The 14,413-nt window shown below is 43.3% G+C and carries 16 protein-coding genes; 4 read left to right on the plus strand and 12 right to left on the minus strand.

Annotation, left to right across the window (positions count from 1 at the left end):
- Positions 1 to 20: 20 nt before the first annotated feature.
- The 7 genes from RTR76_RS00210 to RTR76_RS00240 all read right to left on the minus strand — a co-directional run bounded on the left by RTR76_RS00210 (position 21) and on the right by RTR76_RS00240 (position 6,127).
- The gene (locus RTR76_RS00210) at positions 21 to 839 is read right to left on the minus strand and encodes a methyl-accepting chemotaxis protein (RefSeq protein WP_312515154.1); all 819 of its coding nucleotides are present in this window, start codon (positions 837 to 839) and stop codon (positions 21 to 23) included.
- 111 nt (positions 840 to 950) lie between these two features.
- Complete coding sequence (locus RTR76_RS00215; RefSeq protein WP_312515157.1) at positions 951 to 1,889, minus strand: cyclase family protein; 939 nt, start codon at positions 1,887 to 1,889, stop codon at positions 951 to 953.
- Positions 1,890 to 1,933: 44 nt separating this feature from the next.
- Positions 1,934 to 2,719 (minus strand): glucose 1-dehydrogenase, encoded by a 786-nt coding sequence (locus tag RTR76_RS00220; protein WP_312515160.1) that lies wholly within the window; start codon positions 2,717 to 2,719, stop codon positions 1,934 to 1,936.
- A 25-nt stretch (positions 2,720 to 2,744) separates the two neighbouring features.
- A complete protein-coding gene (locus tag RTR76_RS00225; RefSeq protein WP_312515162.1) occupies positions 2,745 to 3,086 on the minus strand; it encodes a cupin domain-containing protein in 342 nt (113 codons plus the stop codon).
- 40 nt (positions 3,087 to 3,126) lie between these two features.
- The gene (locus RTR76_RS00230) at positions 3,127 to 3,774 is read right to left on the minus strand and encodes a 3-oxoacid CoA-transferase subunit B (protein ID WP_312515165.1); all 648 of its coding nucleotides are present in this window, start codon (positions 3,772 to 3,774) and stop codon (positions 3,127 to 3,129) included.
- Positions 3,764 to 4,432: a 3-oxoacid CoA-transferase subunit A gene (locus RTR76_RS00235; protein WP_312515168.1), complete on the minus strand. Its 669-nt coding sequence runs from the start codon at positions 4,430 to 4,432 to the stop codon at positions 3,764 to 3,766. Before RTR76_RS00235 ends, RTR76_RS00230 begins: the two co-directional genes overlap by 11 nt.
- A gap of 168 nt (positions 4,433 to 4,600) precedes the next feature.
- A complete protein-coding gene (locus tag RTR76_RS00240; protein WP_312515171.1) occupies positions 4,601 to 6,127 on the minus strand; it encodes a sigma 54-interacting transcriptional regulator in 1,527 nt (508 codons plus the stop codon).
- Between the two features lie 201 nt (positions 6,128 to 6,328).
- Between RTR76_RS00240 and RTR76_RS00245 the strand changes: the two genes are divergently transcribed.
- From RTR76_RS00245 to RTR76_RS00255, 3 genes are all read left to right on the plus strand, one after another.
- Positions 6,329 to 7,150, plus strand: a complete 822-nt coding sequence (locus RTR76_RS00245; protein ID WP_312515173.1) for a 3-keto-5-aminohexanoate cleavage protein — start codon at positions 6,329 to 6,331, stop codon at positions 7,148 to 7,150.
- A gap of 23 nt (positions 7,151 to 7,173) precedes the next feature.
- Complete coding sequence (locus RTR76_RS00250; RefSeq protein WP_312515176.1) at positions 7,174 to 8,118, plus strand: 3-hydroxyacyl-CoA dehydrogenase NAD-binding domain-containing protein; 945 nt, start codon at positions 7,174 to 7,176, stop codon at positions 8,116 to 8,118.
- 62 nt (positions 8,119 to 8,180) lie between these two features.
- A complete protein-coding gene (locus RTR76_RS00255; protein ID WP_312515179.1) occupies positions 8,181 to 9,491 on the plus strand; it encodes a purine/pyrimidine permease in 1,311 nt (436 codons plus the stop codon).
- A gap of 347 nt (positions 9,492 to 9,838) precedes the next feature.
- On the opposite strand, the gene RTR76_RS00260 is transcribed toward RTR76_RS00255, so the two are convergent.
- The gene (locus tag RTR76_RS00260) at positions 9,839 to 10,168 is read right to left on the minus strand and encodes a small basic family protein (protein WP_312515181.1); all 330 of its coding nucleotides are present in this window, start codon (positions 10,166 to 10,168) and stop codon (positions 9,839 to 9,841) included.
- A gap of 2 nt (positions 10,169 to 10,170) precedes the next feature.
- Positions 10,171 to 10,860, minus strand: coding sequence for a DUF881 domain-containing protein (locus RTR76_RS00265; protein ID WP_312515184.1), 690 nt, complete (start codon positions 10,858 to 10,860; stop codon positions 10,171 to 10,173).
- A gap of 206 nt (positions 10,861 to 11,066) precedes the next feature.
- Here RTR76_RS00265 and RTR76_RS00270 point away from each other — a divergent pair, with 206 nt between their 5' ends.
- Positions 11,067 to 11,834: an SDR family NAD(P)-dependent oxidoreductase gene (locus RTR76_RS00270; protein WP_312516134.1), complete on the plus strand. Its 768-nt coding sequence runs from the start codon at positions 11,067 to 11,069 to the stop codon at positions 11,832 to 11,834.
- Positions 11,835 to 12,021: 187 nt separating this feature from the next.
- Here the strand turns inward: RTR76_RS00270 and mobB are convergent, their stop codons facing one another.
- From mobB to glp, 3 genes are read right to left on the minus strand one after another with little or no spacing between them, the layout of a single operon-like run.
- The gene (gene mobB, locus RTR76_RS00275; protein ID WP_312515187.1) at positions 12,022 to 12,549 is read right to left on the minus strand and encodes a molybdopterin-guanine dinucleotide biosynthesis protein B; all 528 of its coding nucleotides are present in this window, start codon (positions 12,547 to 12,549) and stop codon (positions 12,022 to 12,024) included.
- Between the two features lie 13 nt (positions 12,550 to 12,562).
- Positions 12,563 to 13,183 carry a molybdenum cofactor guanylyltransferase gene (locus tag RTR76_RS00280; protein WP_312515190.1) on the minus strand — a complete coding sequence of 207 codons (621 nt, stop codon included), beginning with the start codon at positions 13,181 to 13,183 and terminating at the stop codon, positions 12,563 to 12,565.
- Positions 13,170 to 14,405, minus strand: a complete 1,236-nt coding sequence (glp, locus tag RTR76_RS00285) for a gephyrin-like molybdotransferase Glp (protein WP_312515193.1) — start codon at positions 14,403 to 14,405, stop codon at positions 13,170 to 13,172. Before glp ends, RTR76_RS00280 begins: the two co-directional genes overlap by 14 nt.
- Positions 14,406 to 14,413 lie beyond the last annotated feature (8 nt).

Raw genomic sequence — 14,413 nt, forward strand, 5'->3', positions numbered from 1 at the left:
CTCAGCTGATGATCTTCTGCTTACACCCGATAGGCTACGTCCCGGATTCTCTCTGCCAATACGGTAAGTTCCTCAATTGCTTTGCTGATTTCATAGCTGGAAGACTTTTGATTGGCACTAACTTCATCGGCATGAGCAATTCCTTGTTCAATACTTACAATTTCTATTTTAATTTGATCAAGCACGCTCTTAATTTCTTGTACCGAAGCTGAACTGGTATAGGATAGTTTCCGGATCTCTTCCGCTACAACCGAAAAACCGCGGCCACTCTCTCCAGCCCGTGCAGCTTCAATGCTGGCATTCAATCCCAGCAGGTTTGTATTGGCTGCAATATTTCTAATAAAAGTAAGAATTTCATCTGTTTTTTGCAAGCTATGCATAGTTGTTTGGCTGGATTTTTTAAGGTTACCTAATTTATCATGAAGACTGGCTGAATTTGCAGCCATTTCCTGACTTGATGCTACTACCTGCTGGGATGATGCGGCAATCAGCTGCGCAGCATCATGCAGTATCTCCTGCGTTTCCAGGCTAAACGCTAGACCGACCGCCCCGACAATTTCCTGTTTTTCATTAAAAATGGGGGCACTGGTATTTTTAAAAGGAAATCCCCACACCTCCTTTGCAATAATCTTTGATATCGTCTTTTTTTCTATAATTGCATCCCATAAGCCATCGCCTTGACTGATAGATTTGCCAACAGGTGATTGATGACGCATTTTTTCACCCGGCAAATAATAAAGGAACTTTTCCGTGTCAGCCACGGCAACCATTACATCAAAAGGTATAACTGACCGGACAATAGGCAGTGAGATAATAAGTGAAGTTACTACAGTATCCATACAAGCCTCCTTTACTCCGTTAAACTCTCATGTATACCAGCTGCGCCAAGATGAAAAGCGCATCAAATCGATGCGCTTTTCACTTTCTGCTAGATTCTCTCCGTCACTGGATTAAAATCCACCATATCTGTATACTCTGTCCGGTACTGGATTTAGGTCATCTTCATCTATTTCTGCAACACACCGAACCATGGCACCATCGCCCAGCCACCAGCGAATCGGGAATGACATGAATTTAAACCGCTTGCCTACTACCTTTTCCAAATCGCCGCCAATGTTTTCAACACCGACTATTCCGTTACCCATCATGAATTTGTGGCAAGGCTCCCATGTTCCCTCCAGGCCATGTTTCTCAAGCTTGCCGTAGGCTTCCATATATTTTTCCAAGCCAAATGTTTTAATAAAAACATCTTTTTCAAACTCTGCATAAGCTTCAATGCCAAATTTATCAATAAATTCTTCTGTAATCGGTTTGCCTGAATCACCAATAAGGTTCATTTTAGGCGGGCCGTTTTTGCCCATTGTGGTATGAAGAGGATGGTCAAGAGCCTGCATGTCCATTGCTACACACTTTGGTTTGTATTTTTCAAACCATTGGCCTGCTTCTCTGCCGCAGCCGCAGGAATAATGATAGTATTCCTTAGTATCATCAAATTTCAGGTGCATGCCAGTTCTTAATACAAGTACCAACCCATTGACTTCTTCATGCGTTACTCCTGCGCGTGCCAAAGCATCGTCAAGATGTTTTGCCGTGATAAGCCCCCATTTATCTACTTGTATATCTAAACAAACCGCTTCTCCATAGTAAGCATCGAGCGGAAGCTCATGTGTATACCGGGCACGCTTACCGTCAAACTCATATTCCATAACATGACGTGGTGCATCTGCATGAGTACCACAGTGCATAACAACGTCAATCTTCTGAGTTAGTACTCCACTTTTCGCAAGGCTATGCATAGTATCAATTTTAGGTTTTGCAAAATAAGGCCATACAGGTATGTCCGCATGAAACGGATGAGTTAAATCTACTAAAACTTTTTTCCCCATCATCTTTCCTCCGTTCTAATGTAAGAAAAATTTCAAGCATTGTATGGTCAGCCAGCAGTGCAGCCGCCATCGACATATAATATTTGTCCGGTAATAAAATCTGCTGCTGCTGAAGCCAGATAAACCGACGCCCCAACCATATCCTCAGTTACAGCGGCGCGCCCCAGCGGAATTCGGGACATAAATATCTGCTTAAGTTTTTCATCCTCTAACACCTGCTGCGTTAAAGGAGTCCAAAATATGGTTGGTGCAATGGCATTTACATTGATGTTATACTTTGCCCATTCAGCGGCCAACTGTTTAGTTAATCCATCAATAGCCGCTTTACTGGGACCATAAGCGGCATAGCCTCCGGGATGACCTGCAAACCCGCGGACAGAAGAAATAGTGATAATTTTACCATAGCCTTGCTCTTTCATAACTTTTCCCACATGCTTGCAGCTTAGAAAAGTCCCTCTTACATTAATATCCATAACCTGCTGCCAGTCATCAATAGGGAAATCCTCAGCCGGTGACCGCTTAGCAATGCCGGCAACCGTTACTAGAATATCAATTTTGCCGAATGCTTCTTTCACCTTTTCGACCATCTTGATGACATCATCTTCTTTACTGACGTCACAGGTAACTGCCAGCGCTTTTCTCCCAAGCTGCGCTACACCCTGAACCGCTTTTTCAAGAGTACTCAGCGTTCTACCGGTAACAACCACATCGGCCCCATAAACAGCCAGCCCGGCAGCAATACTTTCACCCAGCGCTCCGGCACCCCCGGTTATCAGTGCAACTTTGCCTTCCAAATTAAACATATTTTTAATTTTAGCTGCATTAAATTCCATTTGCATCACCTTTCATTACCTGCATTTAGGCTTCAGGATAATTGATAACAACAAGCATACTGGCAGGGCGATTGCTTTCGTTAATAATTTCTCTGCCTTCATTCGCTCCAATGTGAATGGAATCCCACGCTTTCAGCGTAATTCGTTCTTCCTGATTAATAACAGTTACTTCTCCTTCGAGAACGAAATAAATCTTCTCTGTAGGTGAGGCATCATATTCTGCGCCGCCGCCAGGCAAGAAATGAGATAAGCCCATCCAGAATTTTTGTGCGCCGGTCTCCTCTTTTCCATGCAGTCTTAACGCTGTCATGTTGAAGTGCTTAGGTGCCTGATAAGGCTTTACATCCTTTAACTCAACTTTTTTCACACTCACTCACCTCCTTTCAATGAAACTTATCTATTCTATTTTAAACCTGCATCACTTTGAGAGTAGGTGAAACCGCGAATTCAGCACCAGTGCACTGTTTTATTGTTTGTAAATCAACTTGTGGAGCAATTTCTGTTAATATCAGACCTGTCTCGATTACCTCAAAAACACCTAGCTCGGTAATAATTAAATCCACTTCTTGTTTGGCCGTTAAAGGCAGTGTACATTTTTTTACGATTTTAGGTGCACCGTCCTTACCAGCATGTTCCATCGCTACAATAACCCGCTTTGCACCGACTACCAGATCCATAGCTCCGCCCATGCCCGGCACAAGTTTTCCCGGAACCATCCAATTGGCTAAATTGCCTTCCTGATCTACCTCTAGGGCCCCCAAGACAGTTGCAGTCACATGACCGCCGCGAATAATGGCAAAAGACATGGCACTGTCAAAGGTTGCACCTCCCGGAGAAATACTTGCCGGTTGACCTCCAGCATTTGTTAAGTCCCTGTCCACCAATGCCCCAACCGGTCCCAGGCCGACAAAACCATTTTCAGAATGCAAGGTAACACTTATATTTTTCGGAATGTAATTGGCGGCCAATGTGGGTATGCCAATACCAAGGTTAACTAAATCACCATCTTTGAACTCCTGAGCCACTCGCTTGGCAATTAAGCACCTACTTTCCATGATGCTCCTCCCTGACCATTACTAAATAATCAACCAGAATACCTGGCAGCATAACCTCATCTGGTTCTATCTGCCCTACCGGCACTACGTCCTGCACCTCAGCAATAACGATATTGGCTGCTGTTGCGATTACAGGATTAAAATTCCGGGCAGATTTTCTAAAAATAAGATTTCCGGCAGCATCCGCTCTGGCAGCTTTAATCAGAGCGATCTCTGCTCTAATCGGCTTTTCCAGCAAAAATTCCTCGTCGTCAACCGTTATGATCTGCTTTCCGTCAGCTACCATTGTTCCCAAGCCGGTAGGAGTGAGCACTCCGCCTAGACCGGCGCCACCAGAACGAATTCGCTCAACTAAGGTTCCTTGTGGCACAAGTTCTACTTCCAGTTCATTCTCTCTCATTTGCCGTCCCGTTTCGGGATTCGTACCGATATGGGATACTACCAGTTTTTTCACCTGGCGATTAACGACTAATTTACCAATGCCACGGTCAGGGAATCCGCTGTCATTAGCGATTATTGTAAGATTTTTACAATTCTTTTTAAGAATTGTATCAATAATTGCTTCTGGCGTACCGACACTTAAAAATCCGCCAATCATGATAACAGCTGCGTCGTTTATGTGTTCTGCAGCCTCATTAAGGTTTATTACCTTGTTCACAGTACCCCTCCTATTTACTTGTTCTATAATGCAAGTACCGTGCCAAGATCCAAATTTATGTTTTTCCCCAGTAATCAAAAACGCCTGATGAATTAATTCATCAGGCGTTTAATTGAAAACACAAAAAAGCCTGTATTTTCTAATATTAACAACTGATGAAAGACGGCATCAAATTTGATGCTGTTTTTCATCAGTAAATCGTATTCCTAATTTTTTTGCCTTCTTAACAATAGTCGATTGATCCACCTTCAGTATTTTCGCGGCTTTGCGGGTACTTCCATAGTGTAGTAAAGCCTGCTCAATTGTCTTTTTCTCAATATTTTCTACTATTTCCTTTAAACTCATTTCTTTATTAATGATGTTGCCGTACACAGCCCCAACATTAATCATACTGACGATCTGCTGCTCACTAATAGTTGATCCCGGCTCAGAAATAATAACAAGCCTTTCACTAATGTTTTGCAGCTCTCTTATATTTCCCGGCCAGGAATACTGCTTTAAGAGTTCAATGGCAGACTCTTCAATAGTAGTTTGCTTTGCATATTTCGTATTATAAGAGGCCAGAAAATGACGGGCCAGAAGTTCAATATCGCTGGCACGTTGACGCAGCGGGGGCAGATGAACGGGAACTACATTGAGCCTATAATACAGATCTTCCCGGAACTTGCCTTTATCAGCCAGTTCTTTTAAGTCACAGTTAGTAGCGGCAATAATTCTGACATCTAAAAGTAATGGTTTCGAGCCGCCAATGCGGGTTACTTCCTTATGCTGAATTACGCGAAGCAGCTTAGACTGCAGTTCCATAGGCATATCGCCTATTTCGTCTAATAATATTGTCCCTTTATCTGCCAGCTCAAATAGCCCAATCTTTCCAGAGCTTGTAGCGCCTGTAAAGGCCCCTTTCTCATAGCCAAAAAGCTCAGCTTCCAGCAAATTGGCAGGAATTGCCGCACAGTTTACTTTGATAAAAGGTCCGTTCTTTCGCAGACTGTTGCTATATATTTCATTAGCAACAACTTCTTTGCCAGTGCCTGTTTCACCAGTAATCAAAATCGTAACATCCAGGTTAGACACTTGCTGAATTAACTTTTTCATTTTTTGCATATCCAGGCTTTGTCCAATAAAATTGTGATTCAACTGTTGCTTGCGAAGATGTTCGAGTTCTCGTTTTTTCTTATTTTTATCTTCTTCTACGGCCATAATCTGTTTCTGTGAATTTTCGATTTCTGCTTTCATTGCAAGCAAATCCGTTATTTCCCGATCTATGATAACGACCTGTTTGACCTCTCCATTTTCATCAAAAATAGGATTGCCGGTTATAAGCATCTTTTTGCCGTTCCTTGTGCTCTCTCCCATGGAGTTGACTTGCTTCTTTTGCTTAATAACCTCTAATGTTACTGCATTCTTGTACACGCCTTCGGCTAATAGGTCTTTAACATTTCTTCCAATTACTTCCTCTGCTTTGATACCGGTTATCCGGGTATAAGACTTATTAACATACAGGGTCGTCCCATTGCCGTCGGATAAATAAATACCATCATATAAATGGTCGCCTAGCTGCCGAAAATCAAATTCCTTGGCATCTTCCAATTCTTTTTTTACCTGCTTTATACCCTCTTTAATCTGATTGGAAAGCTGCCAATTGGTACTGAGCAGCTCATCCAGAAAAGCCAGCGATGAGAATTCTTTATCCATACAGTTACCCTTTCCGCATGTTCAATAGCTATTATTGGCATAAAAATGACCAAATTATCTTAATCATTGTACTATTTAGGCATTTGATAGACTACCTCCTGCTTCTCCTACTCAAAGTGCTCTTTTTTTGTACTTGGCACGTAATTTGCATAATTACTAAAATGCAATCCTAATTTGCGACTATGTAAAGAGGTGAATAATATGGAAAAAGTTATCATTACTGTGGCAACTACCGGAGCCTGGCCCCAAAAGGAGCACAATCCTAACATTCCATTAACGCCGCAAGAAATTGCAGCTGATGTCTATGAGTGCTGGAAAGAGGGGGCTGCCATAGCGCATTTGCATATGCGGGACGATCAGGGAAAAGGTACCATGAGCAAAGACAAATTCCGGGAAACGGTTCAACTAATCCGCAGCAAATGCGATATCATCATTAACTGCACTACCTCAGGAGACCTAAATGCAACAGATGAAACCCGCATGGCTCACCTGATTGAATTACAGCCGGAAATGGCTTCTTATGATTGTGGCTCCATGAATTGGATGCACAACAGTTTATTTTTAAATACTCCTCAATTTTTGGAAAAACTCGGAAAAACAATGCTTGATAACAATGTAAAACCGGAAATCGAAATCTTCGATGCAGGAATGATTTATAATTCCTTCTACTATGTAAAAAAGGGTATTCTCCGTACTCCAGCTCACTATCAATTCGTTCTGGGTGCCGATGGCGGTTCGGCAGCTACCGTAGAAAACCTGGTTTATCTTAAAGGCTTAATACCTAAAGACGCTACCTGGTCGGCACTGGGCATCGGCAAAGGACACATTCCACTCATGTATGCTGCGATTGCTCTGGGCGGTCATATCCGAGTTGGTATGGAGGATAATGTTTACTATGCTAAAAATAGATTGGCCAAATCTAATGCAGAGTTTGTTGCCAGAGCGGCCCGCCTCATAAAAGAAGCAAATAAAGAAGTTGCATCCCCTGCCGAGGCAAGAGATATCCTTAATCTAAAAAAATAGAACAATTACGGGGGGCTAAAAAGATGATCAGAAAAATCGCCGTTTTGGGCGCGGGGACAATGGGGCATTCCATTGCGGAGGCCTTCGCCATGCATGGGTTTGAGGTCAATCTATTTGACACCGATTCCAATCGACTACAAGCAGCAAAAGAAGAAATCCGCGCAGAACTCTCCTTACTGGCAGCGGAGGATTTTATTCCACAACCTGCCATACAGGCAACTCTCGATAAAATTGCTTATTTTACAGACTTAAAGCAAACTGTCATTGACAGAGATTACGTCCTAGAAGCCACACCCGAAATTTTAGAACTTAAACAAAATCTCTTCAAGCAGCTTGATAATCTATGTCCGCCACATACTATTTTGGCAAGCAATACATCCAGTTTAAAGCTTAATGATATGATGGCACTTGTCAGTCCCAGCAGAAAAGAGCGGATTTTAGTAACCCACTGGTATAACCCGGCCCATCTTATTCCCATTATTGAACTATCGTATTTTGGCAATATGCCAGAAGATCTATACACCCAAGTAGAGGCGCTGCATCTTGCGATAAAAAAGCAAACCGTTAAAGTATTAAAAGATGTTCCCGGCCTTGTTGCTAACCGGATTCAACAAGGCGTCGCCCGGGAAGTATTTTCTCTTATTGAAATGGGAATCGCTGCTCCTGCCGACATTGATAAAGCCCTAAAATTCGGTCCGGCCTTTCGTTATGCCACAACAGGACAGCTAGAAGTCGCAGACTTCGGTGGGCTGGATATCTGGTGTGTTGTAGGCGATAATTTGCTAAAAGAAATGGATAGTTCCGAATGCGCCAATAAGCTGCTTCGGGAAAAAGTGCAGCAAGGTAAGCTGGGAATAAAATCAGGCGAAGGCTTTTATAAATATTCACCTGAAAAAATAAGCGCTATAAAAAACGACTTTATGAGAAAGCTGATTCACCAGCTAAAAGCTTCCGAATATTATATCTAATTTTATCCTGTTTTTAAGAGAACCCGCACGTGCGGGTTCTTCTCATATAGGAGATGATATATTTGCGATACAATCTGAATGACCAGACAACCATTTCTGAATTAATTTCTTATAGCCTGCAGCATTTAACTTTCTTCTTAGCAAATGCTGCTATTCTTCCTGTCATTGTCGGCAGCTATTTAGGTTTGGAGCAGAGCGACATAGCTGAACTTGTGCAGCGAACCTTCATTCTATGCGGGATTGCGTCTTTTTTGCAGTGCAAATGGGGTCATGGCTTTCCTATATTTGAAGGGCCGGCAGGAATGTGGTATGGGATTTTCATTACCCTTGCCACTACGGCACCAGCATTAGGTAAACCGCTTGCAATTTTGCGAACGGATATTGAACTTGGTCTGATTATTGCCGGTCTCTGTTGTATCATTTTAGGAATAACAGGTTTAGTGGGAAAAACCATCCGGCTTTTTTCGCCGCTTGTCAACGGTGTTTTTCTTTGTCTTATGTCACTCCAACTGAGCCCAACCATGATAAAAGGCGCATTAGGAATCAATGCTGCCAATCAGATGCTTGACGTATGGTCCTTACTGTCAAGTTTTACTACTACCGCGCTAATTATCTGGATATCCTTAACAAAAAAAGGGTTCTGGCAGAGTATTGCGATTTTACTGGGCGCAGGTATTGGCTGGTTAATCGCTGCGCTGCTTGGTCTTTCTCCCGCTATTCATCATCATACTAATGCACTGCCTGGGCTTTTTCCCTGGGGTGTTCCCACCTTTGATGCAGGAGTGGTACTAACCTGTATACTAGCTGCTATTATCATATTCTCCAATTTAGTTGCCAGTATTTTAGGCCTCTGCAATTTGACCGGTGAACCACCTAGCACCAAGCTCTTTAACCGTGGTGCTGCCTTCACCGGAATTGCCGATGTTCTAGCCGGTATTGGCTCGATTATCGGCTTCATTCCTTATGCATCTGCAGTCGGTTATACGGCTATGACCGGAGTTGCCGCACGAAAACCCTTCTACTTAGGTGCCGCAATATTAACACTTTTAGGTGCATTTCCGCCAGTGAGTGCTTTTTTTGCCGCTTTACCTCCTAGCGTGGGCTATTCTGTTATGTTTGTTGTCTATACCATGATTCTGGGCCTGGGCATCAAAGAATTCGCCAAAACACCGTTAGCTAACCGCGATTTATTTATTATGGGCATCTCTCTATTAATCGGTATCGGTGTCATGTTCTTACCTCAACAGGTCTTTGATAATGTTCCGGCAGCATTTCGCTACCTGTTACTGAATGGGCTTGTTGACGGTGTTATGGTCTGTATACTACTTGAGCAGGTCTTGTTAAAACAACAAGACTCAAAAAGAGTGAAGTAGTATACGCCCCTTGCACTAGACAGTTGAAATAATAAAACCGTTCACACGTCTAGCGTGTGGTATTCTGCACATCAGCAATACACTAAATTGCTGAGAATGCTGCTTAATGAAATCAAATTTTAAACTCTTTGTAAATAGCTCTAGGCACATAAAAACCCCTTTAGTAACAAGTTGTACGTTTTTAATCATACTTCCTGTCTACTTAAGGGGTGCAATTTAATCAACGGCCGGGTAGTTTTTTGAGTCTGGAAGATGGTGCTTGCTTTGCGGAAGCTCTTTTCAGTTCATAGGGTAAGCGGTTGTCGCCAGCGAGTATTAGGTTGTAGTATTTGTCATGGTAGTAGAGATTACCGTTTTAGGAAATAGTGGCGAATGATGGCTAGATTCTGAAAAATTCTAAGACCAAATGTTAAAAGGGCTACATAGTACAAATCAATACCAATCCGTTCCCCGATGTAGACGAGGCCGGCGGCCAAAAGCGCATTGGTGAAGAAGCCAGTCATAAATACTAGGTTATCAAACTTTTGCTCTGATCCTGCCCGCAATCCGCCAAACACCGAGTCCAGGGAAGCAAGTAAGGCTACCGACAAATATTTGGCATACTCGATTGGCATACTAACAGGCAAAAAAGTACCAATGAGAAGACCAATTAGGAGTCCGAGAATAGGTAAAGCCATTGTTATTTACCTCCGTCCTGAATCGGCTTAGCATATTGGAAGCGGAATGTACCCTTAAAGGCCGGAAGCTCCACTGAGGCAGACTGCTTTACAACAACCTGTATGCCCCAGAATTGAAGCGTTTCTATTACACCACCGCGCATCTTCAGTGCATTTTCCAATGTTACCGGGTTACCAATCGCTTTAATTTCAAAGGGAGCGGATAAGTTCGTATTGTTGACCGATAGGAACGACCCTGCGGTTCTAATTTCGGTCGAGACAATGAGGCGCTGGCTATTGATGGCAATGGCTTCGGCGCCTGCAGCCCGCAGTTCGTTGAGAATTTTCAAGATGTCTTCATCTTTTATCAGATATAAAGTGGGGTTTTTACTGCCAGATGGTGCAACGGGCTTGGTATCATCTACCGTAACAATAACGCCCGCACCCTGCAGGGGCACTACACCTGATCCCATTTTAGTGTTTTCCAGATCTTTTGTGGCTGCATCGCTAGTGGAGATTTTGCGCAGGTCACGAACCTGATTTTCGAGAGCGGTACGCTCTTTTTCAACTTGCATTAAGCGCTGCGTTAGGTCTTCGGCCCGTTGATATTGTACGGAAGACTGGATATCCTGAGTGGTACGAAACTGTACGGCCAGCATAATTCCTAAAATGACACAAACCAAAGTGATCGAGAATTGTCCTTGCTTTTGCATAGATCACGCTCCTGTTACTGGTTTGATTGGATGCAAGCGGCTGACCTGAAAGCCATGTGCCGTTAATTGTTATTATACATATGAACATATAGTCAAACAAGAGCTATTGCATTTTGTCCAAGGTGCAACGCATGCTATAATATTGCTAGCAAAACATGCCAACAGACGGGTAGTACCTAAAATGAAAATCGAAAACCGGGGGTTTTATAGTGGCAGAATGGAACGGAAAAGTTATTCTCATAACTGGAGGAACTTCCGGTATTGGATTGGCAGCGGCCGAGTTATTTTTGAAAGCGGGAGCGAAAGTTGCAATTAATGGTCGTGATGCTGCTAAGGGACAACAACTGATAGAGACATGGCAGAAAGCAGATAAAGAGCTTTTCTTTATTCAAGGTGATGTGGCAGTTCATGACGAGTGCCGGCAAATTGTCCGGCACACGGTAGAACACTTTGGACGGCTTGATGTGGTGGTTAACTCAGCCGGCATTTACCTGGAAAAGCTGTTAGCCGAGACAACAGAAACAGACTTTCAGTCTGTTCTTGATATCAATATGAAAGGAACATACTTTATCTCTAAGTTTGCTGTACCCGAAATGCGTAAAGCAGGAGGCGGCGCAATCGTAAATATTGCCTCTGACGCCGGGCTGAGAGGTAATCTTTTATGCACTGCTTATTGTGCAGCAAAAGGAGCAGTCGTAGCTTTTACCAAAGCCCTTTCCCTTGAGGCGGCTCCGTACGGCATTCGCGTCAATTGTGTATGTCCTGGTGATGTGGCCACACCTCTCTTAGATAAACAATTAGCAGCAGCTGCTGATCAGAATCAATGCCTGAAAGAAATGGAACAATTGTATCCGTTAGGCCGGATTGGGACTGCGGAAGAAGTGGCCCAGGTTATCTGCTTCCTGGCTTCACCGGCAGCAGCCTTTGTTACAGGTGCCATCTGGACAGTAGATGGCGGTTTGACGGCGTGTTGAGGGAGCTTTAACTCAATAATACGTAAAAGACCTGCTAACTCAAGTCAAGAGAAAAAAGAGAATAACAGATAAATGCATAGCAAAGCAGACCGACAACTTTCACTGCCGGTCTGCTTTGCCATGCATTTAAGTCAAGAAAAGTAGAACTTGAAAATGCATCATTTTTCGATTTGGTACAACGTATAAGTTAATTAATCTTTTCTGCAACAGTTGAAAACTTATCCATATACCATTTAATATGCCCTGCTATTCCTTCTATATCATTAATAGGAAAGCAGGGCACGCCTACATCCCATGCCACATCGCTGGCTATCGCCAATAATTCACTTGTCTTACATACCAACTCACCATGAACTGCCGAGCGATGAACTTCTATTTTGAGTTTACTGCCAAGTTTAAACCCTTCTGTTACGATAAGATCAACACCGGAAATCATCGCACAAATTTCATCTAATGTTTTCTCGTGATCAACCTTCTCAATAATGGCAACCTTACGGGGAGACGATATCGCAACAATATCAGAACCCGCCCGGGCAAGCCGCCATGTGTCTTTTCCCGGCTTATCCATATCAAAATCATGGGCGTCATGTTTGATACTGGCAACCCTGATCCCATCTTCTTTAAGCCGTTTAATAACCTTTTCCAGCAGCGTCGTTTTTCCCGATCCTGATTTTCCGGCTACAAACGATATTACTGGGATACAGTGATGATTCATCGCATTCCTCTCCTCAGTCAAGCACTTCTTTGTGTGTACTAAGCAGTCGTTGCAGGTCTTGCGGTGTATTTAAATTGTAAAATATTTTTTCTGCTTCTCCAGCAATGTCCAATTCTTCCTCATCAATTGTCAATACTCTTATCTGCGAATAAACGTGCACTACTTTCTTTATATTGGCTTCCAGGCAATTGGCTATCGGTTCAATGCAGTTCTGGGAATAGACTGCGCATAATGGTTCCAGTCTCCCCTTTATCACTGGCACAACAGCATCATAATCAGCCCTGCTCTTGAGCAGAACCGTTGCCAAATGTCCTTTGAAAAGAGGCAGATCTCCTGAAATAATAAAGGCATGTTTATGTTTTGCTGCAATAAGGCCTGCATGTATGCCGCCCAACGGCCCAACATCAGCATAGGTATCTAAAACTTCTACCGTACCAGGTATGTTATATTTCTCTGTATGGTTGCTGGCAATAATAATTTCATCTACAACGCCTCGCAGCTCATTAACAGTTCTCTCCATCAGCGTTTCATGATTAAGCATTAACAGTGTTTTATCCCTACCCATCCGTGTACTGCGGCCACCGGCTAAAATGATGCCACTCACATCCGTATTTTTGTCCTTATGAATATTCATCAATGCTCCCAATTAATACGGCTGAAACCTTCTGCCCCGAAATTAGGCGGCCGCTTCCAGCAGGAACATCAATTAAGGCATTGCAGGATAGCAGCGACTTTAATATACCATTACTTTGTTTACCTGTAAGCTTAATATAATTTTTATCACTTTTCCTATAAATTTGCGCACGTAAAAATCTGCGCTGAGGACTTTCTTTATCAAAGTGACCGACAAAGGTTGCCGAAACCTTTAATGGCAATTGACTGCCAAGCCCCATCATTTTCTTGATTGACGGCACAGCTATCAAATCGAAGGTGATAAACGCTGCTGCAGGATTTCCTGACAGAGCAATGATCAGCTTGTTATCTTTTTCAGCTGCGACAATAGGTGACCCCGGCTTCATATCGACCTTCCAGAAAATAATGTTTGCACCGATTTTATGAAGAGCATCTAAAACCACGTCATAGTCACCAGCAGAAACTCCCCCTGTGGTAATTACCATATCTGTCTTCTGTAAAGCTTCGGTTATTCGCTCTGCGGTAGCTGCCTCGTTGTCAGGTACTATCCCAAAACTAACCGGCTGAGCGCCTAATTTCAGACAGGACGCTCGTAAACTATGCAGATTACTATTAAAAATTTTACCTGGCTGTAATTCCTGAGCTGGATCTACCAGTTCATCGCCGGTACTAAGAATCGCGATCTTGACTTCCTTAAAAACCGGAACCTTTGCTATCCCAATACTGGCTAATAATCCAATGAGCGGGGGAGTGAGCAAAGTACCTTTAACTGCAACGGTTTCTCCCTTTACAATATCTTCTCCCGCTTGAATCATATTACTGCCGGCTTGTAAGGTGTAGCCAATCCTGATGTAATCTCCCGTCCGGTCAACAACCTCGTACTTAACAACCACGTCAGCGCCTTCGGGCAGAGGAGCACCTGTCATTACTTTAATTACAGTACCTGAAGTTACTTTTCTTGTTGGCGTGTATCCCGCGCGAACCTCTTCGATCACGTGAAGCTTTACACCACCCGGCTGCCCAGCCGTCTCTGTATCTTTTGCCTGCAAGGCATAGCCATCCAATGGTGATTTGTCAAACGGAGGAGAGTTTTCACCAGCCTGTATGTCCTGGCTTAACACACGCCCCATTGCATCATCTAACGAAATATAGCACTCTTGGCCTGGGTAGACCCGATCCAGCACCAAAGCTTGCGCTTCTTCCAGGAAAATATTCGTCTTCATCTTTTTTC

The organism is Anaerospora sp., from assembly GCF_032013335.1.
Classification (GTDB): domain Bacteria; phylum Bacillota; class Negativicutes; order Sporomusales; family DSM-15969; genus Anaerospora.